Annotated in this window: 20 protein-coding genes and 2 tRNA genes; 14 read left to right on the top strand and 8 right to left on the bottom strand. The window is 70.1% G+C overall.

Features of this window, described 5'->3' with window-relative positions:
- Positions 1-105: 105 nt before the first annotated feature.
- Positions 106-1,872 (top strand): gamma-glutamyltransferase, encoded by a 1,767-nt coding sequence (ggt, locus tag LXB15_RS00805; protein WP_233950409.1) that lies wholly within the window; start codon positions 106-108, stop codon positions 1,870-1,872.
- 113 nt (positions 1,873-1,985) lie between these two features.
- On the opposite strand, the gene LXB15_RS00800 is transcribed toward ggt, so the two are convergent.
- The 7 genes from LXB15_RS00800 to LXB15_RS00770 all read right to left on the bottom strand — a co-directional run bounded on the left by LXB15_RS00800 (position 1,986) and on the right by LXB15_RS00770 (position 8,275).
- A complete protein-coding gene (locus LXB15_RS00800) occupies positions 1,986-2,660 on the bottom strand; it encodes a type 1 glutamine amidotransferase domain-containing protein (RefSeq protein WP_233950408.1) in 675 nt (224 codons plus the stop codon).
- Positions 2,661-2,838: 178 nt separating this feature from the next.
- Positions 2,839-4,389 carry a DHA2 family efflux MFS transporter permease subunit gene (locus tag LXB15_RS00795; RefSeq protein WP_233950407.1) on the bottom strand — a complete coding sequence of 517 codons (1,551 nt, stop codon included), beginning with the start codon at positions 4,387-4,389 and terminating at the stop codon, positions 2,839-2,841.
- A complete protein-coding gene (locus LXB15_RS00790) occupies positions 4,386-5,744 on the bottom strand; it encodes an HlyD family secretion protein (protein ID WP_233950406.1) in 1,359 nt (452 codons plus the stop codon). The genes LXB15_RS00795 and LXB15_RS00790 overlap by 4 nt, the downstream gene beginning before the upstream one ends.
- Entirely contained in the window at positions 5,741-6,226 is a 486-nt protein-coding gene (locus tag LXB15_RS00785; RefSeq protein WP_233950405.1) for a MarR family winged helix-turn-helix transcriptional regulator, read from the bottom strand. The genes LXB15_RS00790 and LXB15_RS00785 overlap by 4 nt, the downstream gene beginning before the upstream one ends.
- A 90-nt stretch (positions 6,227-6,316) precedes the next feature.
- Positions 6,317-7,621 (bottom strand): nicotinate phosphoribosyltransferase, encoded by a 1,305-nt coding sequence (pncB, locus tag LXB15_RS00780; protein ID WP_233950404.1) that lies wholly within the window; start codon positions 7,619-7,621, stop codon positions 6,317-6,319.
- 93 nt (positions 7,622-7,714) lie between these two features.
- Complete coding sequence (locus LXB15_RS00775; RefSeq protein ID WP_233950403.1) at positions 7,715-7,915, bottom strand: hypothetical protein; 201 nt, start codon at positions 7,913-7,915, stop codon at positions 7,715-7,717.
- A 177-nt stretch (positions 7,916-8,092) separates the two neighbouring features.
- Positions 8,093-8,275, bottom strand: coding sequence for a hypothetical protein (locus LXB15_RS00770; protein WP_233950402.1), 183 nt, complete (start codon positions 8,273-8,275; stop codon positions 8,093-8,095).
- A gap of 157 nt (positions 8,276-8,432) precedes the next feature.
- Between LXB15_RS00770 and LXB15_RS00765 the strand changes: the two genes are divergently transcribed.
- Together LXB15_RS00765 and LXB15_RS00760 are read left to right on the top strand one after the other, a co-directional pair.
- Complete coding sequence (locus LXB15_RS00765; RefSeq protein ID WP_233950401.1) at positions 8,433-10,079, top strand: gamma-glutamyltransferase family protein; 1,647 nt, start codon at positions 8,433-8,435, stop codon at positions 10,077-10,079.
- 157 nt (positions 10,080-10,236) lie between these two features.
- Complete coding sequence (locus LXB15_RS00760; protein ID WP_233950400.1) at positions 10,237-11,202, top strand: MBL fold metallo-hydrolase; 966 nt, start codon at positions 10,237-10,239, stop codon at positions 11,200-11,202.
- Positions 11,203-11,336: 134 nt separating this feature from the next.
- Here LXB15_RS00760 and LXB15_RS00755 read toward each other — a convergent pair.
- A tRNA-Thr gene (locus LXB15_RS00755) sits at positions 11,337-11,411 on the bottom strand.
- Positions 11,412-11,796: 385 nt separating this feature from the next.
- On the opposite strand from LXB15_RS00755, the gene LXB15_RS00750 reads away from it, so the two are divergent.
- The 11 genes from LXB15_RS00750 to LXB15_RS00700 all read left to right on the top strand — a co-directional run bounded on the left by LXB15_RS00750 (position 11,797) and on the right by LXB15_RS00700 (position 25,391).
- A tRNA-Phe gene (locus LXB15_RS00750) sits at positions 11,797-11,872 on the top strand.
- Positions 11,873-12,101: 229 nt separating this feature from the next.
- Positions 12,102-12,692 (top strand): ANTAR domain-containing response regulator, encoded by a 591-nt coding sequence (locus tag LXB15_RS00745; protein WP_233950399.1) that lies wholly within the window; start codon positions 12,102-12,104, stop codon positions 12,690-12,692.
- 5 nt (positions 12,693-12,697) lie between these two features.
- Entirely contained in the window at positions 12,698-13,972 is a 1,275-nt protein-coding gene (locus LXB15_RS00740) for a CmpA/NrtA family ABC transporter substrate-binding protein (protein ID WP_233950398.1), read from the top strand.
- Between the two features lie 374 nt (positions 13,973-14,346).
- On the top strand, positions 14,347-15,660 hold the full coding sequence (locus tag LXB15_RS00735) for a CmpA/NrtA family ABC transporter substrate-binding protein (protein WP_233950397.1): 1,314 nt from the start codon (positions 14,347-14,349) through the stop codon (positions 15,658-15,660).
- A 53-nt stretch (positions 15,661-15,713) separates the two neighbouring features.
- Entirely contained in the window at positions 15,714-16,625 is a 912-nt protein-coding gene (ntrB, locus tag LXB15_RS00730) for a nitrate ABC transporter permease (RefSeq protein ID WP_233950396.1), read from the top strand.
- A 16-nt stretch (positions 16,626-16,641) separates the two neighbouring features.
- A complete protein-coding gene (locus LXB15_RS00725) occupies positions 16,642-17,442 on the top strand; it encodes an ABC transporter ATP-binding protein (RefSeq protein WP_233950395.1) in 801 nt (266 codons plus the stop codon).
- Between the two features lie 194 nt (positions 17,443-17,636).
- On the top strand, positions 17,637-20,090 hold the full coding sequence (gene nirB, locus LXB15_RS00720; protein ID WP_233950394.1) for a nitrite reductase large subunit NirB: 2,454 nt from the start codon (positions 17,637-17,639) through the stop codon (positions 20,088-20,090).
- Between the two features lie 86 nt (positions 20,091-20,176).
- Positions 20,177-20,533, top strand: coding sequence for a nitrite reductase small subunit NirD (nirD, locus tag LXB15_RS00715; protein ID WP_233953293.1), 357 nt, complete (start codon positions 20,177-20,179; stop codon positions 20,531-20,533).
- Positions 20,534-20,537: 4 nt separating this feature from the next.
- Positions 20,538-23,177, top strand: a complete 2,640-nt coding sequence (locus LXB15_RS00710; protein WP_233950393.1) for a nitrate reductase — start codon at positions 20,538-20,540, stop codon at positions 23,175-23,177.
- A gap of 119 nt (positions 23,178-23,296) precedes the next feature.
- Positions 23,297-24,169, top strand: a complete 873-nt coding sequence (locus LXB15_RS00705) for an SDR family oxidoreductase (RefSeq protein WP_233950392.1) — start codon at positions 23,297-23,299, stop codon at positions 24,167-24,169.
- A gap of 61 nt (positions 24,170-24,230) precedes the next feature.
- The gene (locus LXB15_RS00700) at positions 24,231-25,391 is read left to right on the top strand and encodes an iron-containing alcohol dehydrogenase (protein ID WP_233950391.1); all 1,161 of its coding nucleotides are present in this window, start codon (positions 24,231-24,233) and stop codon (positions 25,389-25,391) included.
- The last annotated feature ends 3 nt before the right edge of the window (positions 25,392-25,394 follow it).

Genomic DNA, 25,394 nt, shown 5'->3' with positions numbered 1-25,394 from the left:
ACCTTGATGCCGCGCCGCACGCCTTCCCCGGCGGCATCTAACGCCGGGCTTGCGTGCCCGTCCGGCTGGCATAGGCTGGGGGCGAGTCGATCCCAGGAGATGCCCATGCCCCGCCGGACATTCGCCGCCTGGCTGTTGATCGCCGGCCTCGGCCTCGTGCCGGCCGCCTTCGCGCAGGAGCAGCCGAGCGACGCCTTCCAGCCCGAGCTGGCAACGCCCTCCGCCGAGGCCGGCCTCGTCCGCGCCGAGCGGCAGATGGTCGCGGCGGCCCACCCCCTGGCCGCCGAGGCGGGCCGGGCGATCCTGCGCCAGGGCGGCAACGCCATCGACGCGATGGTGACGACGCAGCTCGTGCTCGGCCTCGTCGAGCCGCAGTCCTCCGGGCTCGGCGGCGGCGCCTTCCTGGTCTATTTCGACGCCGCCGATGACCGCCTGACCACCTTCGACGGCCGCGAGACGGCCCCGGCCGGCGCCACGCCGACGCTCTTCCTCGATGATTCCGGCGAGCCGCTGGCCTTCATGGACGCCGTGGTGGGCGGGCGCTCGGTCGGCACGCCCGGCACGGTGAGGCTGCTGTTCGACACCCACGAGCGCTATGGCAAGCTCGCCTGGCGCGACGTAGTGCAGCCGGCGATCGACCTTGCGGAGAAGGGCTTCGAGGTCTCGCCCCGCCTCAACGCGCTGATCGCGGAGGACGCCGCGAACCTCGCCCGCCACGCCGGCACCCGCGACTACTTCCTCGGCCCGGACGGCGCCGCCCTGACGGTCGGCCACCGCCTGGTCAACACCGAATATGCCGAGACGCTGCGGGCCATCGCCGACAAGGGCCCGGCGGGCTTCTACGAAGGCCCGGTCGCGCAGGCCATCGTCGACACGGTGCGGAATGCCGAGGGCAATCCCGGCACGCTCGCCCTCTCGGACCTCGCCACCTACGCCATCGCCGAGCGCGAACCGGTCTGCGTCGACTACCGCGACCTCGACGTCTGCGGCATGGGCCCGCCTTCCTCCGGAGCGCTCACCGTCGGCCAGATCCTCGGCATGATCGAGCCGCACGACATGGCGGCACTCGGCCCCGAGAGCCCCGAGGCCTGGCGGCTGATCGGCGACGCCTCGCGCCTCGCCTTCGCCGACCGCGGCCGCTACATGGGGGACATCGACTTCGTGCCGATGCCGCTGAAGGGGCTTCTCGACCCGGCCTATCTGGCCGACCGCGCGAGACTCCTCGACGGCGAGGCGGCGCTCGCCGAAGCCGAGATCGTGCCCGGCTCGCCGCCCTGGGACCACGCGCTGCTGCTCGGCGACGACACCGCCCTCGAACTGCCCTCGACCAGCCATTTCTCCATCGTCGACGCGGCCGGCAACGTCGTCTCGATGACCACGACGATCGAGGCCGGCTTCGGCTCGCGACTGATGACCCGCGGCTTCCTGCTCAACAACGAGCTCACCGACTTCTCCTTCGAGACCCGCGACGACGACGGCCGGCTGATCGCCAACGCCGTCGCGCCCGGCAAGCGGCCACGCTCCTCGATGGCGCCGACCATCGTCATGCGGGACGGCGCGCCGGTCATCGCCATCGGCTCGCCCGGCGGCAGCCGCATCATCGGCTACGTGGCGCAGGCGCTGGTCGCGCTGATCGACTGGCGGATGGATCCGCAGGCCGCCGTCGCCATGCCGCATCTGGTCAACCGCTTCGGCCCCTTCGACGTCGAGGCCGGCACCGCCGCGACGGCGCTCTCGGGCCCGCTGCGCGCGCTCGGCTACGAGGTCAACGAGACGGCGCTCGATTCCGGCCTGCATGCCATCGTCATCGGCCCGGATGGCCTGCAGGGAGCCGCCGACCCCCGCCGCGAAGGCGTGGCGCTCGGCGACTGACGGTCCGGGCCATCGTGCGGCGCGGGCGATACGCCGCGCCGCATGAAAAAGCCCGCCGGGCGGTGCCGGCGGGCGGTTTCCATCGCAGGGGTGCAGCGGGCACCCCGTGGTTCCTACAGAAGGGCGAGCAGCTTGCGCGCGGCTTCCTCGGACGAGGCCGGGTTCTGGCCGGTCACCAGCTTGCCGTCGGTGACGACGAAGGACGCCCAGTCGTCGCCCTTCTTGTAGTGGCCGCCATTGGCGACCAGCATGTCCTCCACCAGGAACGGCACGATCTCGGTCAGGCCGACGGCTTCTTCCTCGGTGTTGGTGAAGCCGGTGACGGTCCGGCCGGCGACCAGCGACTTTCCATCCGCCGTCTTGGTGTGGCGGAAGACCCCCGGCGCATGGCAGACCGCGGCCACCGGGCGGTCGCTCCGCGCGAAGGTCTCGATCAGCTGGCGGCTGTCGGCATCCTCGGCGAGGTCCCAGAGCGGGCCGTGACCGCCGGGATAGAAGATCGCGTCGAAGCCGTCCGCGTCGACGGTGGACAGGACCTTGGTATTGGCCAGTGCCTGCTGCGCGGCGGGATCGGACTTGAAGCGCTTGGTCGCCTCGGTCTGGGCGTCCGCGGCGTCGCTTTTCGGATCGAGCGGCGGCTGGCCGCCCTTCGGCGAGGCGAGCGTGACCTCGGCGCCGGCGTCCTTGAAGACGTAATACGGCGCGGCGAATTCCTCGAGCCAGAAGCCGGTCTTCTTGCCGGTGTCGCCGAGCTGGTCGTGCGACGTCAGGACCATCAGGATTTTCATGGTTTGGCACCCTTCGAGATGTCGGTGTGGATTGGCGATGACGCGCCCATGCCGGACGCGTCATCCTCTCAAGGCCAATGACCGCATCCGGCGGGCGTTCCGTCCGGGCGATCATTTCCTCGCGACCGCCCCGCACCGGCCGGGGCGGCCGGTGGCGGAGCGGACAGGATAGGGAACCCTACTCCATCACCGCCGCATGGGCATCGCCGCCCGCGGCCTGGCGCTGCGGCGGCTTCATGAAGGCCAGCAGCGGCACGGCGCAGAGCGTGATGATCATCATCAGTTTGAAGTCGTCGACATAGGCGATCATCGCCGCCTGCGCCTGCACCTGCTGGCTGAGGACGGCGAGCGCCGTCGTCTGGTCGGCTCCCATCGTCGCCACCGCGTCGGTGAACACCGGGTTGAACGGGTTCAGCCGGCCGACGAGGTCGGAGCGGCTGATGACCAGGTTGTGTGCGAGTTCGACCGAGACGATCGAGATGCCCACCGACGAGCCGATGTTGCGCAGCAGGCTGAACAGCGACGCGGCGTCGGGCCGGAAGCGCGGTTCCAGCGTCGCGAAGGCGAGCGTCGACAGCGGCACGAAGACCAGGCCCAGCCCCAGCCCCTGCACGACGCCGGAGACGACGATCGGCGTCGAATCCATCAGGATCGAGAAGCCGCTCATCTGGTAGAGCGACAGCGCCGTCAGCATCAGCCCGGTGAAGATCAGCAGTCGCGTGTCGACCTTGCCGATCAGCCGGCCGACGACGATCATCGAGATCATCGTGCCGACGCCGCGCGGCGCGAGCACCAGGCCGGTCGTCACCACCGGATAGCCGAGGATGTTCTGCAGCATCGGCGGCAGCAGCGCGAGGCCGGCGAGCAGGATCATGCCGACGACGAAGATCATCACCAACGCCATCACGAGATTGCGGTCGGTGAAGATCTTCGGGTCGATGAAGGCGCCTTCCCGCCCGGTGATGTGCAGCACGAAGGCCCACAGGCCGGAGACGGCGAGGCCGAGCTCGATCCAGCATTCGGGCGAGGCGAACCAGTCCACCTGCTCGCCGCGGTCGAGGAACAGCTGCAGCGCGCCGATGAACAGCGACAGCATGGCGAAGCCGAAGAAGTCGAAGCCGCGCTGGCGCTTCGGCGTCTTCGGCAGGAACAGGATCATCCCGGCCAGCGCCAGGAGCCCGATCGGCAGGTTGACGAAGAACACCCAGCGCCAGTTGAAGGTCTCGGTCAGCCAGCCGCCCAGCGTCGGGCCGACGATCGGGCCGACCATGATGCCGGCGCCCCAGATCGCCATCGCCGAGCCGTGCTGCTCCTTGGTGTTGATGTTCAAGAGCACGGTCTGCGACAGCGGCACGAGCGCCGCGCCGCACAGGCCCTGGATCAGCCGGAACAGGATCATCTCGTTGAGGCTGGTGGCGAAGCCGCAGGCCATCGACGCGACCACGAAGCCGGCGGCCGAGGCGATGAACAGCTCGCGCAGCCCCATCCGGTCGGAGAGCCAGCCGGTCACCGGCGTCATGATCGCGGCGGCGACGATGTAGGAGGTCAGCACCCAGGTGATCTGGTCCTGCGCCGCGCCGAGCGATCCCTGCATGTTCGGCAGGGCGACGTTGGCGATCGTGGTGTCGAGCACCTGCATGATCGTCGCCAGCATGATCGAGACGGTGATCAGGCCCTTGTGGGCGACGACGCCGTCCGGGCCGGCGGCGGCCGGCGCGGCGGCGCTCATCGTGCCGGGGTCGTCGCCGAACCGGCGGTGGCCCCTTCCTGCGAGTTGGGTCCCGCGGCGACCACGTCCGGCGCCGCGGATCCGGTGGTGGCGGCCACGGCGCGCCCGGCGGGCAGATACGTGTCGAGGCCGAGCGCCGCGACGACGGGCTCGAGGAAGTCGGGCACGCCCCGCGCATGGCCGGTGTCGACCGTGACGCTGGCGCTCATGCCGGCGCGCAGGGCCGGCATGTCGCCGCCATCCTCGATACGAATCCGCACCGGGATGCGCTGCACCACCTTCACCCAGTTGCCGGTGGCGTTCTGCGCCGGCAGCAGCGCGAATTCCGAGCCGGTCCCGGCGCCGATCGAGCCCACCGTGGCGTGCAGCACATGGTCGGGATAGGTGTCGAGCTCGACGTCCACGGGCTGGCCGACATGCATGTCGGTCAGCTCGGTCTCCTTGTAGTTGGCCTCGATCCAGCTGCTGTCGGTCTCCACCAGGCTCATCACCGCGGTGGCCGGGGTCACGTACTGGCCCTGCTGCAGCCGGTCGGTCTGGCTGATCACGCCGGCCGCCGGCGCCGTCACCCTCGTATGCGCGAGGTCCAGCTCGGCGGCGTGCAGCTGCGCCAGCGCTTCCAGCACCAGCGGGTGCTGGTCGGTCGCGATCGCCGGGTCGCCGGCCAGCGCCGCCCGCGCCGCCAGCACCTGGCTGTCGGCGGAGGCGACGGCGCCGCGCGCCTGGCGCAGCGCGAGGTCGGCATCGTCGAGCGTCGCCTGGCTGACGATGCCCTTCTTCACCAGCGTCTGCTGGCGCTCGTTCTGGGTCTCGGCATTGGCCAGCGCATCGCGGGCCGTGTTGGCCTCGGTCACCGCCTGCGCATAGGCCGCCTTCAGCTTCTCGACGTTGAGCCGGGCCGATTCCAGGTTGGCCTGGTCCTGCTCCACGGCGTTGCGATAGACGCTGTCGTCGATGGCAAAGAGCAGCGCGCCGGCCTCGACCGTCTGGTTCTCGGCCACCGCCACCGTGGCGATCTGGCCGCTCACCTGCGGCACCACCGTGACGCGGTCCTGCTGGACATAGGCGTCCTCGGTGTTGATGTAGCGCCCGCCGGTGACCCAGTAATAGGCGCCGCCGACGACGAGGGCGAGCGGCAGCGCGACGATCAGCAGCTTGCGCAGCGGGCGGCCGGTCTTCTTCGGCCGCTCCGGCTGCGGCGCCGGCGCGACCGGTGCCTGCGTCGTCGGGGTCTGTGCCGGCGTGGTCGGGGCCGGCGCGCCGGCGTCCGCGGCGGGCGGCGTCACGGGCGCGGCCCCCGGCTCGCTCACCGGCTGCGCCGCCTCCAGTCGTTTCTTGTCCGGTTGCGCGTTCATGCCGCCACCTCTTTCGTTTGGCGAGCCGCGCCGCCGGCGCCTTCGCCGGCCTCCGCGCTCGACAGATTGCCGATCACCGTCTCCAGGGCGGCCATCAGTTGCCGGCGTTCCGCCGCCGACATCCCCTTCTGCGCGTCCTCGAACACGGCCGCGGCGCGCTCGCGCATCGGCTCGATCAGCGCCCGGCACCGGACGGTGGTGAACAGCTGGCGGGCCCGCCGGTCGGCCGGATCCTGCCGCCGCTCCACCAGTCCGGCCGCAACCATGCGGTCGACGTGCCGCGAAACGGTCATCGGCTCGAGTTCGAGGAGCGCCGCTAGCGCCGCCTGCCCGATCCCCTCGTTCTTGGCGAGGCGGGCGACGATCTGCAGCTGCGCCGAGGTCATCGAAAGGTCGCGGCTCTCCTGCTCGAAGCGGCGGCGGATCAGCCGCGCCGCGTCGATCAGCAGGAAGCCCAGGCTGGGGTGTGATTTCTCGCTCATGCAGGCGATCTAGTAACCCTGCTTATCATAAGCAAGGCTTACCGAGCCTTCCGCACCGAACTTTTTTGGCGCCGCACCCGGCGGCGGCGCTCAGACCGCCAGCGCGCGCTCGGCGTAGGCTGTCTCGCCGAACACCCGGCGGTAGCGCGCCACGGCCTGCGGGTCGCCGCTCGCCTTGGCCGGATTGTCCGACAGCTTGACCGCCGGCCGGCCGTTGACCTCGGTGACCTTGCAGACCAGCGAGATCGGGTCGAGCCCGGTGGTCGGCACCGGCGAGACGCCGCGGAAATCGTTGGTCAGGTTGGTGCCCCAGCCGAAGCTCATCCGCACCCGCCCCTCGAAATGCCGGTAGGTCCGCTCGATCGTGTCGGCGTCCATGCCGTCCGAGAACACCAACAGCTTGTCGCGCGGGTCCTCGCCCATGCGCTTCCACCAGGCGATGATCTCCTCGCCCCCCTCGATCGGCGGCGCCGAGTCGGGCCGGAAGCCGGTCCAGGACGCCAGCCATTCCGGTGCCTGCTGCAGGAAGGCGGCGGTGCCGTAGGTGTCCGGCAGGACGATCAGCAGATTGCCGCCATAGTAGCTCTGCCACTGCCGGAACACCTGGTAGGGCGCCTGGCGCAGCGCCTCGTCGCCGTCGGCCAGCGCCGACAGCACCATCGGCAGCTCGTGGGCGTTGGTGCCGATCGCCTCGAGATCGGTCTCCATCGCCAGGAGCACGTTGGACGAGCCGATCAGCCGGTTGCCGAGCCCCTCCTTCAGCGCCTCGACGCACCAGCGCTGCCACAGGAAGGAATGCCGCCGCCGCGTGCCGAAATCCGAGATCCGCAGGTCCGGCAGGGCCTGCAGCCGCTCGACCTTCTCCCACATCTTGGCCTTGGCGCGGGCATAGAGCACGTCGAGCTCGAAGCGCTTGAAGTCCTTCATCGCGGCGCGCGAGCGCAGCTCGTTGATGATCGCCAGCGCCGGGATCTCCCACATCATCGTGTGGGTCCAGGGGCCGTGGAAATCCAGCTCGAACTGCCCGTCCACCCGGCGCAGCTCGTATTCCGGCAGGCGGAAGTGCTGCAGCCATTCGAGGAAGTCCGGCCGGAAGATCTGCCGCGTGCCGTAGAAGGTGTTGCCCGCCAGCCAGATCATCTCGCGCTTGGTGAAGGACAGCGAGCGGGCGTGGTCGAGATGGTCGCGCAGTTCCTGCTCGTCGATGATCTCGGCGAGCTTCACCTGCTGCGAGCGGTTGTGCAGCGAGAACGTCGCCCGCACGTCCGGATGCAGCCCGTGCACCATCTGCAGCATCAGCAGCTTGTAGAAATCCGTGTCGAGCAGGCTGCGCACGATCGTGTCGAGCTTGAACGTGTGGTTCCAGACCCGTGTGGCGATGTCGGTCGCGACCATGCGGGGCTCCTGTTGTGCGGGCGGAAGGACGGCAGCCGGCGCCGGCGCGGCGCGCGCCGGCTCATGCCCGCGGCAAGGCGGCCTCGTGAGGGGTCAGCCCTCGACCTTGTCGATACGCTTGACCACCCGCTTGAGGCTCGTCATCGACTGGCTGACGTTGGAGCAGTCGTGCACCGCGTCGGCGAGCGCGGCGGGATCGACCGGCTGGCCCGGCTCCAGCTCGTGCAGGAACTCGCAGATATGGGTCACGCGTTCGCCGATCGAGTCGATCGCGGCATCGAGATTCTTGGTCATGGAGCGCCCCCGGGGCCGGCAGATTACGGCGAAATCTCCGTTACACCAGAAGCCGGGGGGAATAAAGCGCCGCGATGCTTGCGAGGCAGGAGACGGGCCGGCGTCATGTCGCCTCGCTCGCCGGACGCAGGCGCCTCCGGCCGGTAGGCGCGGAAAAGGGGCACGCCGGGTCTGCGGCTAACAGGTGTTGCGAGCCCGTTCCTGGCGCTGGCGGCTCTCGGCGCGGTCGAGCCGCTCCAGCTTCTCGCTCAGCTGCTGCGACAGGTCGTGCACAGGCTGGAAGACGTGGAGCCGTTCGAGATGGCGCGCAACCTCCGATCGCCGTCCCGGATGGAAAACAACTCTGGCAAGTTCGGACATCGATGCACCTCTTGGAACGCACATTGTTCAGTACACAATGCGCGTACGAGGGTAACAATCCGTAAAGGCCAGGAAGGTTCCCTTGTTTCCGCCACAATTGCGGGCGGCGCACAAGGATGTGACTGGAACGACGACTGGGTCCCCCCCGGGCTCGACCATGCGCGGTCACTCCCGCCGCCCAAAGAACAAGGACTCCGCCGTGATTGCCACTCGCCGTAGCGACTTCTTCGGCCCCTCGCGCCCGACCGTCATCTTGCGCGAGGCCGCTGTCGCCACCTCGCATCCGTTGGCGACGGGGGCAGCCCTGGAGATGCTCCAGGCGGGCGGCAACGCCATGGATGCGGCGCTGGCCGCCGTCGCCACGCAATGTGTGGTCGAACCCGCCATGACGGGCATCGGGGGCGACTGCTTCGTGCTCTACGCACCCTCCGGCAAACCGACGGTCGCGATGAACGGCAGCGGCTGCGCCCCTGCGGCCGCGACGGTCGAGGCACTTCGCTCGGCAGGCCTTGGCGCGGAGATTCCGCGCACCAGCGCCCATGCCGTGACAGTCCCGGGTGCGGTATCAGCCTGGACGAGGCTGCATGCCGACCACGGCAGTCTGCCGCTCGACCGACTGTTCGCCCGCGCCGTCGACTATGCCGAGAATGGCTACCCGATCGGCCAACGCGTGGCCTTCGACTGGGCGGAGGCGGCCCCGCTGCTGGCGCAGGATACGGGCGCCGCCGCCTTGTTCCTGCCTGCCGGCAAGCCCCTTGCGCCCGGCGCGCGCCACGCGCAACCGCGCCTGGGACAGCGCCTGCGCGAGATCGCCGCGCATGGCGCCAGGGCCTTCTATGAAGGCGCCACGGCGGCATCGCTGGTGCAATACCTCAAGGGTCTCGGCGGGCTTCACACGCTGGAGGACTTTGCCGGGATGACGGAGGGTGCCTTCTATACCGCTCCCATCTCCAGCGACTATCGCGGCTATACGGTGGAGCAATGCCCGCCGAACGGCCAGGGCCTTGCAGCGCTGATGCTGCTCAACATCCTGCGGGAATTCGACCTCGGAGAAGGACTTTCGACGGTCGACCGCATCCACCTTCATGCCGAGGCGACCAAGCTTGCCTATCACAGCCGCGACGCCCTGCTGGCCGATCCGGCGGCGATGACGGTGCCCATCGAGGAACTGCTCTCGCATGGCACCGCGCGCCGTCTGGCTGCCCTCGTCGACATGAAACGCGCCCGACCGCACCTCTCCTGGGACGAGCCGGTGCATCAGGATACCGTCTATGTCTGCGCCGTCGATCGCGACGGCAACATGGTGTCGTTCATCAACTCGCTCTTCCACGCATTCGGCTCGACGCACCTCGATCCGACCACCGGCGTGCTCCTGCATTCGCGCGGTGCCTCCTTCCGCCTGATCGAAGGCCACCCCAACGCCATCGGCCCGCGCAAGCGGCCGATGCACACGATCATCCCGGGCCTGCTGCGCCGGGACGGCCAACCGGCGGGCGTGTTCGGGGTGATGGGAGGCCACTATCAGGCCGCCGGCCATGCGGCGCTGCTTTCCGGGCTCTTCGATCGCGGGCTGGACCCCCAGGCGGCAGTGGATGCTCCGCGCTCCTTCGCCCATGATGGCATCTTGGACGTGGAGCCGACTTATCCGGAAGGCGTTGCGGCCGAACTTTCAGCGCGCGGCCACAGGGTCGAGACACTGACCAAGCCGCTCGGTGGCGCACAGGTCATTCTTCGCGATCCCACCGGTGGCTTCCTGCTGGCGGCGTCCGACCCGAGGAAGGACGGCTGCGCGCTGGGCGTCTGATGTCCCCCGGGATGATCTGAAGGGTCGAATCCGCGCGGTCAGCACGGGCGGTTCCAGTGGCCGCGCCGACCGACGCCATGCACGAGCCGCCGCCGTTGTTCGCCGGGGCGGAGGTCGCCTAGTATCCTGCGACGCATCCTCAGGCGGGGCGGCTTCGATGAAGGCAGTCGAGTCAGCAGAGATCATCTTCCTGGTCGACAACGCGACCGACAGCCTGTCGTCGAGCCCCGGATTCTTCGAGTCGGAGTTCTCCCGCCTGCGTCGCCGCGGCATGCCGTGGCTTTCAGGCAAATGCCTTTGCTGCGCCGCGCACGGGCTTTCCTGCCTGATCACAGTCCATGCTGGATCGGACAGCCATACGCTCCTGTTCGATGCCGGACCCGAGGAATGGGTGTTCGAGCGCAACGTGGTTAGGCTCGGCGTCGACCTTGCCGCCGTCGGCGCCGTGGTCCTGTCGCACGGACACTGGGACCATGCCGGCGCGCTGCCCCGCGCCCTTCAGATGATCACCATGGCCAACGGCGGGCACCCTGTTCCGACCTACATGCACCCCGCCATGTTCGCCCTGCGCGCGACCAGGTCCGCGGACGGGCGTCTTCGTCAGATGGAGCTGGTCCCCGGCGTGGCGGTACTGTCGGGAAACGGTGCCGATGTCCGCCTCACCTGCTACGAGCGGTTCGCGTGCGACGAGACGTTCTATGTGAGCGGCGAAATCCCCCGACTGACCCGGTTCGAGCGCGGCTTTCCCGGTCAGTATCGCCAGACCGCGACGGGCGACTGGGAGCTGGACGAGATCATGCCGGACGAGCGATTCGTGGCGATCCACGTCGCCGGCAAGGGACAGGTCGTCTTCACCGCCTGCTCGCATGCCGGCTTGATCAACGTCTTGACCGAAGCGAAGGCGCGGTTCCCGCATGTGCCGCTTTATGGCGTGTTCGGCGGCTTTCACCTCTCCGGGACCACCGAACGCATCATCCCGGAGACGGTTGCGGCGCTCGCGCCGTTCGACCTGCGCCTGATAGCACCCGGGCACTGCACGGGTTGGCGCGCCATAGGTGCATTGGCCGCGGCCTACGGCGAGAGGGTCGTTCCGTCCGCCGTCGGCAAGACGTTCGTGCTGTGAGGTCCGAAAAACGCGCCTGCGGCGCCACGGCGGGCCGCATCAGGGCCACCGAGGCCGAAATCCGAGCGCGACCACGGGCATGTGCAGCTGCGATTCTGCGCCCGGTTCATCGGTTTATGCGAGAAGCAAGGGAATGGTGCTGTGAGAGAGGATTGAACTCTCGACCTCTCCCTTACCAAGGGAGTGCTCTACCACTGAGCTACCACAGCATCGGCCTTGGCGGGCGCGGCCCCGGGCGACCGGGGCAGGCGGACCCTGAAGGCCTCGTGCCGACCGCCCCAGCCAGAGGCGCTCCCTTGGGGAGGGCCATGGACCGCGGCGGCGATGCGCGCTCTTTCCTTGATTTTCCGCCGAAGGTCAACAGCCGGCAGCCGCCGGCCGGCACTTTGTCGGCGGCACCCGCGGCGAGCGCCTGATCCTTCGGGGCTCCGCCGGCCGCATCGGCGGGGTGCGGCCGATCCCACCGGCGCGGCCCCCGCGTCTTTTTCCCCTCGCCCGCGTCGAGACGCTGGACAGGGTCGGGCAGTCTTTCTATAAGGCCCCAGCCCTCGCCGGGCCGGCCCCGATGCGGAAGCCGGTTCCGACGGCCGCGGCGCCCAGGTAGCTCAGTTGGTAGAGCATGCGACTGAAAATCGCAGTGTCGGCGGTTCGACTCCGTCCCTGGGCACCATCAGCTGAAAAATCTCATCCAGAACCTCATCCCACCGTGCCGACTGCCGGTCCCGGCATCGCGGCGGCGGATTCGCCGGCCCGCCCGCATTGCGCCGCGGCCTCGGCCGGGCAGATCGCGCGGCCGCCACAGCCTGCGGGCGTGAGGTCCGCGGCGGCTGACGGAACGCATCCACCGGGCTCTCGGTGACGAGGCTTGCGCTCGCGGCCTTCGCACTGCACAAAAAGCCATGACGGTGGACGAACTGGTCATCCTGATCATCGACGAGAATCCGGCGCGCGCGTCGATCATCGACGCTGGCCTGCGCGAGGCCGGCCATTCGCGCGTCCATGTCGTCAGCGAGATGAACGGGCTGGTGCGCACCATCGAGCAGCTGGCGCCCGACGTCATCGTCGTCGACTTCGAAAACCCCAACCGCGACCGGCTGGAACAGTTCTTCGCCGTCTCCCGCTCGGTGCGCAAGCCGATCGCCATGTTCGTCGACCATTCCGACGCCGCCTCCATCGAGGCCGCGATCGGCGCCGGCGTCTCGGCCTATGTGGTGGACGGGCTGAAGAAGGAGCGCGTGAAGTCGATCCTCGACATGGCGATCGTGCGCTTCAACGCCTATTCGCGCCTCGAGCGCGAACTGCACGAGGCGCGCAACGAGCTGGCCGACCGCAAGGTCATCGAAAAGGCCAAGGGCGTCCTGATGAAGCTGCGCCAGATCCCCGAGGACGAGGCCTACGCGCTGCTGCGCCAGACGGCGATGAACGAGAAACGCAAGCTCGTCGAGATCGCCCGCGGCGTCGTGGCGGCCACCAGCCTCCTGGAGAAGTGACACCCGTGGCAGACATCGATCCTCCCCGCCCGTCGGCCCCGCCGCTTCCCGCTCCCGCGCTCGGGCACCGGGAGGCGACGAGCGTGCGCACCGGCTTCATCCCGCTGATGGACGCCGCGGTGCTGTTCGCCGCCGAGGAGCTCGGCTTCGCACGCCGCGAGGGGCTGAGCCTCGACCTCGTCCGCGACGTGTCGTGGTCGAACATCCGCGACCGCCTCGCCTTCCGCCAGTTCGACGCGGCGCATCTGCTGGCGCCGATGGCCGTCGCCGCGCAGGTCGGCATCGGCACCAACCCGTTCCCGGTGATCGCGCCGATGGCGCTCGGGCGCGGCGGCAACGCCATCACCCTGTCGCGGTCGCTGGCCGAGGCGATGGACGCGTGCCGCGGGCCGGGCGAGGGCGACGGGGCGCTGGCAGAGGCCGGGCGTCTCGGCCGCGTCGTCGCCGAGCGGCAGGCGCGCGGGCTGGCGCCGCTGGTGTTCGGCGTCGTCTACCCGTTCTCCTCGCACAATTACGAGTTCCGCTTCTGGCTCGCCTGCGGCGGCATCGACCCCGACCGCGACGTGACGATGACCGTGGTGCCGCCGCCGATGACGGCGGATGCGCTCGCCGCCAACGCCATCGACGGCTTCTGCGTCAACGCCCCCTGGAACGTCGTGTCGGTGCGCGCCGATGTCGGGCGCATCGTCGCGGTGAAGGCCGATATCTGGCCGGCCTCGCCGGAGAAGGTCCTCGGGCTGCGCCCCGACTGGGCGGAGGCCAATGCCGACACCGTCGCGCGCCTGCTGGTCGCGCTCGACGCCGCGGCGCGCTGGTGCGACGAGCCCGGCAACCACCCGGCCCTTGCCGAGATCCTCGCCGCGCCCCGCTTCATTGGCGGCGACGCGGCGATGCTGCGGCGGATCCTCGACGGCGACGTGCCGGTGCAGGCGAGCCCGGCGCGGACCCGTCATATCGACGACTATCTGGTGTTTCACCGCGCCGGGGCGGGCGTGCCCTCCCGGCGCCAGGCGCTGTGGGTCTACAGCCAGATGCTGCGCTGGGGACAGGTGGCGCCGAGCGAGGCCAATCGCCTCGCCGCCGCCAGCGCCTTCCGCCCCGACCTCTATGCCAGCGCCATCGGCGATCCGGCGGCGATCAAGGCGGGGACCGATCCCGACGGCACCGACGCGCCGCTCATGGACGGCCGCGTGTTCGATCCCGAAGCGATCGAGGCCTATGTCGCCGGCTTCCCGATCGGCGCCGGACGAGCGCATCCCGGGTCGGCCGCCACCGACTGATCTGCCGCAAAAGCCGCCGTGGTGAAATTATCATCAGCCGCATCCTTTGCAGGCAGCAGCCGCAACGCGCCTCAAGCCCCTGATTTCGAACGGCTCCGGCCTTCCCTGCCCGTCCGATCGGCATTTTGCACTGCCGCATATTTGGACTTTCGCACTGGATAGTCTTGTGGTTCCCTAGCATTGTGCCCGCCAACGAAGACGGGCACACGAGGCGGCCCGCCTGTGGCTTCCGCTCTCCAGGACATCGACGTCGCTAAACCGAAGCTCTGCATGGGAAACCATGGTGTGCCCGACGGTTTGCGGCGTTTTTTATTATCTGCAGCCGGGCTTCTGCTTGGCGGCGAGCGCTTTCCCTTGCCCGAACGGAGCTTCTGATGACCGATAGGACGTCACCGATCTCGATGAACCGTCGCCGCTTCCTCGGCTCGACGGCCGCCACCGCCGGCACCGCCGCGCTGTTCTCGGCGATCGGCGCGTCCTTCCCGGCCGGCGTCTTCGCGCAGGGCGCGGGCCCGGAGACGCCGACCGCCCAGCTCGGCTTCATCGCGCTGACCGACGCCGCGCCGCTCTTCGTGGCGAAGGAGAAGGGCATGTTCGACAAGTTCGGCATGACCGACGTCACCGTGACGAAGCAGTCCTCCTGGGGCGCGACGCGCGACAATCTCGTCCTCGGCTCGGCGGGCTCCGGCATCGACGGCGGCCATATCCTGACGCCGATGCCCTACCTGATCGCTTCGGGGGCGATGACACAGAACAACCAGCCGACGCCGATGTACATCCTCGCCCGCCTCAATCTCGGCGGCCAGTGCATCTCCGTCGGCAAGGAATATGCCGATCTCGCGCTCTCCCTCGACACCGCCCCGTTCAGGACGGCGCTGGAGGCCAAGAAGGCGACCGGCGCCGAGGTCAAGGCGGCGATGACCTTCCCGGGCGGCACCCACGATCTGTGGATCCGCTACTGGCTCGCCGCCGGCGGCATCGACCCCAACACCGACATCGCCACGATCGTCGTGCCGCCGGCGCAGATGGTCGCCAACATGAAAGTCGGCACGATGGACTGCTTCTGCGTCTGCGAGCCGTGGAACGAGCAGCTGAAGAACCAGGGCATCGGCTACACCGCGCTGACCACCAGCGAGCTCTGGATGAACCATCCCGAGAAGGCCTTCGCCATGCGCGCCGACTATGTCGACGCCAATCCCAGATCGGCCCTGGCGCTGACCATGGCGATCCAGGAGGCCCAGATGTGGTGCGAGGATACCGCCAACAAGGAGGAGATGGCCGAGATCTGCGCCCGCCGGCAGTGGATCAACGCCCCCTTCGCCGACGTCGTCGACCGCATGAAGGGCAATTTCGACTACGGCAACGGCAAGCTGGTCGAGAACTCCCCGCACCAGATGCGCTACTGGGCCGACAACGCCTCCTATCCCTACAAGAGCCACGACCTCTGGTTCCTCACCGAGGACCAGCGCTGGGGCTATCTGCCGGCCGATTTCGACAAGGCGGCGATCATCGACCGGGTCAACCGCGAGGATCTCTGGCGCGAGGCGGCCAAGGAACTCGGCGTCGCCGCGGCCGACATCCCCGCGACGACCTCGCGCGGCGTCGAGACCTTCTTCGACGGCAAGAGCTTCGACCCGGAAAATCCCGACGCCTATCTCGAGAGCCAGTCGATCAAGGCGCTCAGCTGATCCCGGCCGGGCGCCCGCGCCCGGTCCCCTTTCCCCGACGACGAGGCGAACCGATGTCCCAGGCCCTCTCCCAGAAACCGGTCGTCCTGCCGATCCGCCCGGCCGCCGAGGCCGGCGAGCCGCCGGCGACCGTGGTGCCGCTGCCGCGGCCGCGCCCGCGCTTTGCCGCCCTCCTCGCGCGGGGCGCGCAGTCGCTGCTCTCCAACGTGCTGCCGCCGCTCCTCGCGCTCATGGTCATTCTCGGCCTCTGGGAGGCGCTCTGCTCCGGCCCCGGCGCGTCGCTGCCGCCGCCCAGCCAGGTGGTGACCGACACCTGGTACCTGATCGCCCATCCCTTCTACGTCAACGGCGGCAACGACCAGGGCCTCGGCTGGCAGCTCTGGGCCAGTCTCCAGCGGGTCGCCGTCGGCTATGCGCTGGCCGTCGTCGCCGGCATCGGCCTCGGCGTCCTCGTCGGCCAGTGGTCGCTCGCCATGCGCAGCCTCGACCCGATCTTCCAGGTGCTGCGCACCGTACCGCCGCTGGCCTGGCTGCCGCTGTCGCTGGCGGCCTTCCAGGACGGTCAGCCGGCGGCGATCTTCGTGATCTTCATCACCGCGATCTGGCCGATCATCATCAACACCGCCGTCGGCATCCGCAACATACCGGAAGACTACCGCAACGTCGCCAAAGTGCTGCGCCTCAACGGCTACGAGTTCTTCACCCGGATCATGGTGCCGGCCGCGGCCCCCTACATCTTCACCGGCCTGCGCATCGGCATCGGCCTGTCCTGGCTCGCCATCGTCGCGGCGGAGATGCTGATCGGCGGCGTCGGCATCGGCTTCTTCATCTGGGATGCTTGGAACTCCTCGCTGATCTCCGACATCATCCTCGCCCTCGTCTATGTCGGCCTCGTGGGCTTTGCCCTTGACCGGATCGTCGCCCTCATCGCCCGGGCCGTCACCCGCGGCACCGCCGCCGCCTGAACCGGAGAACCGACCGATGCACGCCAAGCCGTTCCTCTCCATCGAAGGCGTCGACAAGAGCTACACCCGCGGCGCCGCGACCACCGACGTGCTCAAGGGCATCGACCTCACGGTCGACGAGGGCGAGTACGTCTCGATCATTGGCCACTCGGGCTGCGGGAAGTCGACGCTGCTCAACATCGTCGCCGGCCTCACCACCGCCTCGTCCGGCGTCGTCCTGCTCGAGGACAGGGTGGTCGACCAGCCGGGGCCGGACCGCGGCGTGGTCTTCCAGAACCACTCGCTGCTGCCCTGGCTCACCGTCTACGAGAATGTCGCGCTGGCCGTCGACAAGGTCTTCGGCGGCGTCAAATCCGCCGCCGAGCGGCGCGACTGGGTGATGAAGAACCTCGAGCTGGTCCATATGGGCCACGCCCGGGACAAGCGCCCCGCCGAGATCTCCGGCGGCATGAAGCAGCGCGTCGGCATCGCCCGCGCCCTGGCGATGGAGCCGAAGATCCTGCTCCTCGACGAGCCGTTCGGGGCGCTCGACGCGCTGACCCGCGCGCATCTCCAGGACCAGGTGATGCAGATCCAGGCCGATCTCGGCACCACGGTGATGATGATCACCCACGACGTCGACGAGGCGGTGCTGCTGTCCGACCGCATCGTGATGATGACCAACGGCCCGTCGGCGAAGATCGGCGAGATCCTCGCCGTGCCGCTCGCCCGCCCGCGGCGGCGGCTCGATCTGGCGACCGACCCGGTCTACCTGCGCTGCCGCACCGCCGTGCTGAAGTTCCTCTACGAGCGCAACCGCTTCGTCGAAGCCGCCTGAGCGCGTTCCGCCGTCGCCGCGCCTCGTCCGCCGACGCGCTCGGGACGCGGGTCGCAAGTGCCCGACACCCTGCTTCGCCAGCGCTGCCGAAGCCGCCGATCCCCAGCATCCCGAGGCCGCCGGACAACCGGCCCCGGGCGATGGGACCGCCATGACAGCCGCGCTGTCGCATCACCGTCCGGGAGATACCCGACATGACCGAAAGACTCGTCATCATCGGCAACGGCATGGCCCCCGGGCGCATGCTGGAGCACCTGTTCGAGCTGGCCCCCGGCCGCTTCCGGGTGACGATCTTCAACGCCGAGCCGCGGGTCAATTACGACCGCATCATGCTCTCCCCGGTCCTGTCCGGCGAGAAGCGCTTCGAGGAGATCGTCATCCACGGCGACGGCTGGTACGTCGCCAACGGCATCACCCTCTACAAGGGCCACCGCATCGTCGCCATCGACCGCGTGGCGAAGACCGTGACCTCCAGCCACGGCGTCACCGAGCCCTATGACCGGCTGGTCATCGCCACCGGCTCCTCGCCCTTCATCCTGCCGGTGCCCGGCAAGGACCTCGCCGGCGTCCTCTCCTACCGCGACCTCGACGACGTCGAGGCGATGATCCTGGCGGCGCAGGCCGGGGTGAAGGCGGTGGTCATCGGCGGCGGGCTGCTCGGCCTCGAGGCCGCCGCCGGGCTGAGGGCGCAGGGCATGGCGGTCAGCGTCGTGCATCTGATGCCGACCCTGATGGAGCGCCAGCTTGATCCGGCCGCCGGCTACCTGCTGCAGAAGGCGCTCGAGAAGCGCGGCATCGAGGTGATCACCGGCGCGACCACCCGGGCTATCCGCGGCGAGACGAGGGTCGAGGGCGTCGAACTCGCGGACGGGCGGATCATCGAGGCGGGCCTCGTCGTCATGGCCGCCGGCATCAGGCCGTCGGCGGACCTGGCGCGCGACGCCGGAATTGCCGTCGGGCGCGGCATCCTCGTCGACGCGCAGATGGCGACGTCCGACCCCGCCATCCTGGCGCTCGGCGAATGCGCCGAGATCGGGGGCCGCGTCTACGGCCTCGTCGCCCCGCTCTACCAGATGGCGGAGGTCGCGGCCCGCAGCCTGGCCGGCGCGCCGGGCAAGGGTTTTGCCCACTCCGACACGCCGACCAAGCTGAAGGTCACCGGCATCGACCTCTATTCGGTCGGCGATTTCGCCGACGGCGAAGGCCGCGACGAGATCGTGCTGCGCGATGCCGCCGCCGGCGTCTACAAGCGCCTCGTGCTGAAGGACAACCGCATCCTCGGCGCGGTCCTTTATGGGGAGACGGCCGATGGCGGCTGGTTCGGCGACCTTCTGAAGAAGGGCGCCGACGTCTCGGCCATGCGCGATACCCTGATCTTCGGCCAGTCCTACCAGGGGGGCGCCCCCCTGGACCCTATGGCGGCCGTTGCAGCCTTGCCGGATGATGCGGAAATCTGCGGCTGCAACGGCGTCTGCAAGGGCAAGATCACCGGCGCCATCGTCGCCGGGGGCCTCACCACGATCGACGACGTGCGGGCCTACACCAAGGCCTCGTCCTCCTGCGGCAGCTGTACCGGCCTCGTCGAGCAGCTGATGAGCCTGACGCTGGGCGCCGCCTTCAACCCGACGGCGGTCAAGCCGATCTGCCCGTGCACCGATCTCGGCCATGGCGACGTCCGCCGGCTGATCGTCGCCAAGGCGCTGAAGTCGATCCCGGCGGTGATGCAGGAGCTGCAGTGGAAGACTTCCTGCGGCTGCGCGAAATGCCGGCCGGCGCTGAACTACTACCTGATCGCCGAGTGGCCCGGCGAATATGTCGACGACAAGCAGAGCCGCTTCATCAACGAGCGCGTCCACGCCAACATCCAGAAGGACGGCACCTATTCCGTCGTGCCGCGCATGTGGGGCGGCATGACCACCGCCGCCGAGCTGCGCGCCATCGCCGACGTCGTCGACAAGTTCCAGATCCCCGCGGTGAAGTGCACCGGCGGCCAGCGCATCGACATGCTGGGCGTGAAGAAGGAGGACCTGCCCGCCGTCTGGGCGGATCTCGGGGCCGCCGGCATGGTCTCCGGCGCCGCCTACGCCAAGGGCCTGCGCACCGTGAAGACCTGCGTCGGCACCGACTGGTGCCGCTTCGGCACGCAGGATTCGACCGGCCTCGGCATCAGGATCGAGAAGTTCATGTGGGGCTCCTGGACCCCCGCCAAGGTCAAGATGGCGGTCTCCGGCTGCCCGCGGAACTGCGCCGAGGCGACCTGCAAGGATGTCGGCGTCATCTGCGTCGACTCCGGCTACGACATCCATTTCGCCGGCGCCGCCGGCCTCGACATCAAGGGTACGGAAGTCCTCTGCCATGTCGCGACCGAGGAGGAGGCGCTGGAGGTGATCGTGGCGCTGACGCAGCTCTACCGCGAGCAGGGCCACTATCTCGAGCGCATGTACAAATGGCTGAAGCGCGTCGGCATGGAGAGCATCCGCGCCGCGGTGGTCGAGGACCGGGAGAAGCGGCTCGCCTATTTCGAGCGCTTCCGCCACTCGCAGTCCTTCAGCCAGAAGGACCCCTGGGCCGAGCGCGCCAGCGGCCGCGTGGCGGCGCACGAGTTCCGCCCGATGGCCGAGCTCGGACTGCGCGAGGCGGCCGAGTGATGGCGCGCATGGGAGAAGGCCTGCCGCTCGCCGTCGTCGCCCCGGCCGGCGCCGGTGCGCCCGCCGCTGCCGAGCCGGCCGCCGGCATGGGCCACCTGCCGCGCTTCGTGCGGATCGGCCATCTCGACGACATTCCGCGCCGCGGCGCGCGCTGCGTGAACTCGCCGCTCGGCCGCATCGCGGTCTTCCGCACCGAGGCCAACGAGGTGTTCGCGCTGGAGGACCGCTGCCCGCATCGCGGCGGTCCGCTCAGCCAGGGCATCGTCCACGGCGCCGCGGTGACCTGTCCGCTGCACAACCAGGTCATCTCGCTGCGCGACGGGCTGGTGCAGGGGCCGGATACCGGCGCCGTCCGCAGCTTCCAGCTCCGGCTCGATCCGGCCACCCTGGCGATCGAGCTAGAGATCGAGGCGACTTCGGCCTACGGCCAGGCGGCGGAGTAGCGCCTTGAACGTCGCGCCGACCGCGCCGCCGACCCGCACGACCTGTCCCTATTGCGGCGTCGGCTGCGGGGTGCTGGCGGCGCCGCGCCCGGACGGTTCGGTGGCGATCGCCGGCGACCCGGAGCATCCGGCGAATTTCGGCCGGCTCTGCTCGAAGGGCTCGGCGCTCGGCGAGACGCTCGGCCCGGAAGCCCGGCTTCTGCGGCCGGCGATCGGCGGGCGGCCCGCCAGCTGGGACGCGGCGGTAGGCCTGATTGCGGACCGCTTCGCCGCGACGATCGCGGATCACGGGCCGGACAGCGTCGCGATCTACGGCTCCGGCCAACTGCTCACCGAGGATTACTACGTCGCCAACAAGCTGATGAAGGGCTTCCTCGGCTCGGCCAATATCGACACCAATTCCCGCCTCTGCATGGCCTCCTCGGTCGCCGGCCACCAGCGCGCCTTCGGCGCCGACACCGTGCCCGGCACCTACGAGGATCTCGAGGCCGCCGACCTCCTCGTCCTCGTCGGCTCCAACCTTGCCTGGTGCCACCCCGTGCTGTTCCAGCGCATCGCCGCCGCCAGGGCGGCACGGCCGCAGATGCGAATCGTCGTCGTCGATCCGCGCCGGACCGCCACCTGCAGCATCGCCGACTGGCATCTGCCGATCCGCGCCGACGGCGACACCGCGCTGTTCTGCGGCCTGCTTTCGCATCTGGCGCGCGCCGGCGCGCTCGACGCGGCCTTCGTCGCCGAGCACACGGAAGGGCTCGCCGAGGCGCTCGCCGGCGCGGCGATCGACGAGGCGACGCTGGCGGCCTCCACCGGCCTCGCGCCGGCGGACATCGGCCGCTTCTTCGACCTCTTCGCGGCGACGCCGAAGGTCGTCACCGTCTACAGCCAGGGCGTGAACCAGTCCGCGTCGGGCACCGACAAGGTCGGCGCCATCGTCAACTGCCATCTGGCGACCGGCCGCATCGGCCGGCCTGGCATGGGGCCGTTCTCGGTCACCGGCCAGCCGAACGCCATGGGCGGGCGCGAGGTCGGCGGCATGGCCAACATGCTCGCCGCCCACATGGATCTCGCCGATCCCGACCACCGCCGCATCGTCGGCAGCTTCTGGCAGGCGCCGAACCTCGCCACCCGGCCGGGCCTCAAGGCCGTCGAACTCTTCAAGGCGGTGCATGACGGCCGCATCAAGGCGCTCTGGATCCTCGGCACCAACCCGGTCGTGTCGATGCCGGATGCCGGCCGGGTGCGCGAGGCGCTTGGCCGCTGCCCCTTCGTCGTCGTCTCCGACATCGTCGAGGGCACCGACACCCTGCCCTTCGCGCACGTGACGCTGCCGGCGCTCGGCTGGGGCGAGAAGGACGGCACGGTCACCAATTCCGAACGCCGCATCTCGCGCCAACGCGCCTTCCTCGCGCCGCCGGGCGAGGCAAGGCCGGACTGGTGGGCCCTCGCCGCCGTCGCCCGGCGCATGGGGTTCGACGCCGGCTTCGACCATGACGGGCCGGCGGCGATCTTCGACGAGCACGCAAGGCTCTCGGGCGTCGGGAACGACGGGCGTCGCGACTTCGACATTTCCGGCCTCGCCGGCCTCGGCGCGGCAGGCTACGCCGCGCTCGCGCCGACGCGCTGGCCTGTGCGCGCCGATGGCGGGACGACCGAACGCTTCTTCGGCGACGGCCGCTTCTTCACCCCGGACGGCCGCGCCCGCCTCGTCGCCATCACCCCGGCGGCGCCGATCGCCGCCCCCTTCGTGCTCAACACCGGGCGGGTGCGCGACCACTGGCACACCATGACCCGCACCGGACGCTCGCCGCGCCTGTCGGCGCACATCGCCGAGCCCTTCGTCGAGATCCATCCGGCGGACGCCGAAGCGCACGGCATCGCCGACGCCGACCTGGCGACCGTCACCACCGCCCATGGCAGCGCGGTGCTGCGGGCGCTGGTCACCGACCGGCAGGCACGCGGCGCGCTGTTCGCGCCGATGCACTGGACGGAAGAATTCGCCCCCGCCGGGCGGATCGGCCCGCTCGTCCATCCGGCCCGGGACCCGCATTCCGGCCAGCCGGCGCTGAAGGCGACGGCCGCCGCACTGGCGCGCTTTCCGGCACGCTGGCACGGCTTCGCCGTGCTGCGGGCCCGGCCCGACCCCCGGCTCGCCGACTATGTCGCGATGGCGCGCACCGAGGGCGGCTGGCGCGTCGAGCTCGCCGGGCGGGGCGAGGCGGATCCCGCCTCGCTCGCTTGCGCGCTCATCGGCCCGGACACCGTCGTGCGCGAGGACCGCCGCACCGGCGCGCACGGCTTCGCCGCCTTCGAGGAAGGCCGCCTCGCCGGCGCGCTGTGGCTGGCGCGCGGGCCGGTCGCCGTCTCGCGGGCTTTCGCATGCTCGCTCCTGACCGCCGCCCCGTTCGAGCCGCGGGCGCGGGCCGGCATCCTCGCCGGCCGTCCGGGCAATGGCCGGCCCGATCCGGGCGCCATCGTCTGCTCCTGCTTCGCCGTCGGATGCAACGACATCGCCCGCGCGGTCGCCGCCGGGGCCGGCAGCGTCGCCGAGATCGGCGCCCGGCTCGGGGCCGGCACTAATTGCGGCTCCTGCCGCGGCGAGATCCAGGCGATCGTCGATGCTGCTGGCGTCCCCGCCGACGCCTGACCGGGCGGCCGGGTGGCGGCTACGCAAGCCGCCGGGAACACATGGCAACGGCCGGGATTGACCGGGGGAGCAGGCCCGCAGCGACGCGCCGGGCCGACGCATTCCGACGGAGCCATCCCATGACCACCGATCCGACCACCGGCCATCCGCAGCCGCCGCAGCCTTCCCAGAAGCAGGACATGCCGGGCGAGACCGCCGCGATGACGCCCAAGCCCGACCACGGCGAGGAGAGCTACCGCGGCTCCGGCCGGCTCGAGGGCCGCGCGGCGCTGATCACCGGCGGCGATTCCGGCATCGGCCGCGCCGTCGCCATCGCCTATGCCCGCGAAGGCGCCGACGTGCTGATCGCCTATTGGGACGAGCACGACGACGCCAGGGAGACCGCGAAGTGGGTCGAGAAGGCCGGCCGCAGGGCCGTGCTCTGCCCCGGCGACATCAAGGACGAGGCCTTCTGCATCGGCCTCGTCGAGAAGACCGTCGCCGAGTTCGGCCGCATCGACATTCTGGTCAACAACGCCGCCCACCAGGCGACCTTCGAGCGCATCGAGGACATCACCGCCGAGGAATGGGACGTCACCTTCCGCACCAACATCTACAGCCAGTTCTATCTGTCGAAGGCCGCCGTGCCGCACATGAAGCCGGGTTCGTCGATCATCAACACCTCCTCGATCAACGCCAAGAACCCGACCCCGATGCTGCTCGCCTACGCCACGACCAAGGGCGCCATCTCCAACTTCACCGCCGGCCTCGCCGGTTATGTCGCCGACCGCGGCATCCGCGTGAACGCCGTCGCCCCCGGGCCGATCTGGACGCCGCTGATCCCCTCGACCATGCCGGAAGACAAGGTCGAGAGCTTCGGCGAGAACACCCCGCTCGGCCGCGCCGGCCAGCCGGCGGAACTCGCCGGCGCCTACGTGATGCTGGCCTCCGACGAGGCCTCCTACATCACCGGCGCGGTGATCCCGGTCACCGGCGGCCGGCCGATGCTCTGACGCCCTTGCCTCGGACCCCATGCTCGCCGCAGAAAGACGGGCGAGCATGGGGGAGCCAGGCATGACACCGTTCATCTTCAACACCACCGCGTCGATCGTCTGCGCGCCCGGCGCGGCGAAGCGCCTCGGCGCCATCGTCGCCGGCCGGCTCGGCGGCCGCGTGCTGTTCGTCACCGATCCCGGCCTCTCCGCCCTCGGCCTTGGCGCCCCGGCGATCGCTTCGCTGGAGGCCGAAGGCGTGGCGGTGACGCTGTTCGACGCCGTCGAGGCCGACCCGAAGCGCACGACGCTCGAGCGCGCCGTCGAGGCCGGCCGTGAAGCCGGCGCCACGGGCGTCGCCGGCTTCGGCGGCGGCTCCTCCCTCGACGTCGCCAAGCTCGCCGCCCTGCTGCTCGGCTCGAACGAGGACCTCGACGCCGCCTGGGGCGTCGGCAACGCCGCCGGCCCGCGCCTGCCGCTGGTGCTGATCCCGACCACCGCCGGCACCGGCTCGGAGGTCACGCCCGTCTCGATCATCACCGTCGGCGACAACGAGAAGCGCGGCGTCTCCTCGCCGCTGATCCTGCCGGACATCGCCGTCCTCGACGCCGAGCTGACCCTCGGCCTGCCGGCCGCGATCACCGCCGCCACCGGCATCGACGCGATGGTCCACGCCATCGAGGCCTATGCCTCGAAGAGCCCCAACAACAATCCGCTGTCGCGCATGCTGGCCCGCCAGGCCCTGCAGCTGCTCGGCGCGCATATCGAGACCGTCGTCGCGAACCCCGCCGATCTGAGCGCCCGCCAGGCGATGCTGCTCGGCTCGATGCTCGCCGGCCAGGCCTTCGCCAATTCGCCGGTCGCCGCCGTCCACGCACTGGCCTATCCGATCGGCGGCCGCTTCCACGTCCCGCACGGCCTCTCCAATGCCCTCGTCCTGCCGCATGTCTTGCGCTTCAACGCACCGGAGGCCGCCCACCTCTACGCCGAGATCGCCGCCGACGCCTTCCCGGCTTTGGCCGACGAGCCCGGCACGCAGGGCCGCTGCGCCGCCTTCATCGAGGCGCTGGCCGGGCTGTCGCAGCGCCTCGGCCTGCCGCAGCTTCTGCGCGACGTCGGCATCGGCGAGGCGGACCTGCCCGCCATGGCGGCGGACGCGATGCTGCAGCAGCGCCTCCTGGTCAACAACCCGCGCGCCGTCGGCGAGGCCGATGCGCTGGCGATCTACCGCGCCGCCTGGTGAGGC

It is taken from the genome of Aurantimonas sp. HBX-1 (genome assembly GCF_021391535.1).
Lineage (GTDB): Bacteria > Pseudomonadota > Alphaproteobacteria > Rhizobiales > Rhizobiaceae > Aurantimonas.
This window is presented reverse-complemented; position numbering and strand designations above follow the sequence as displayed.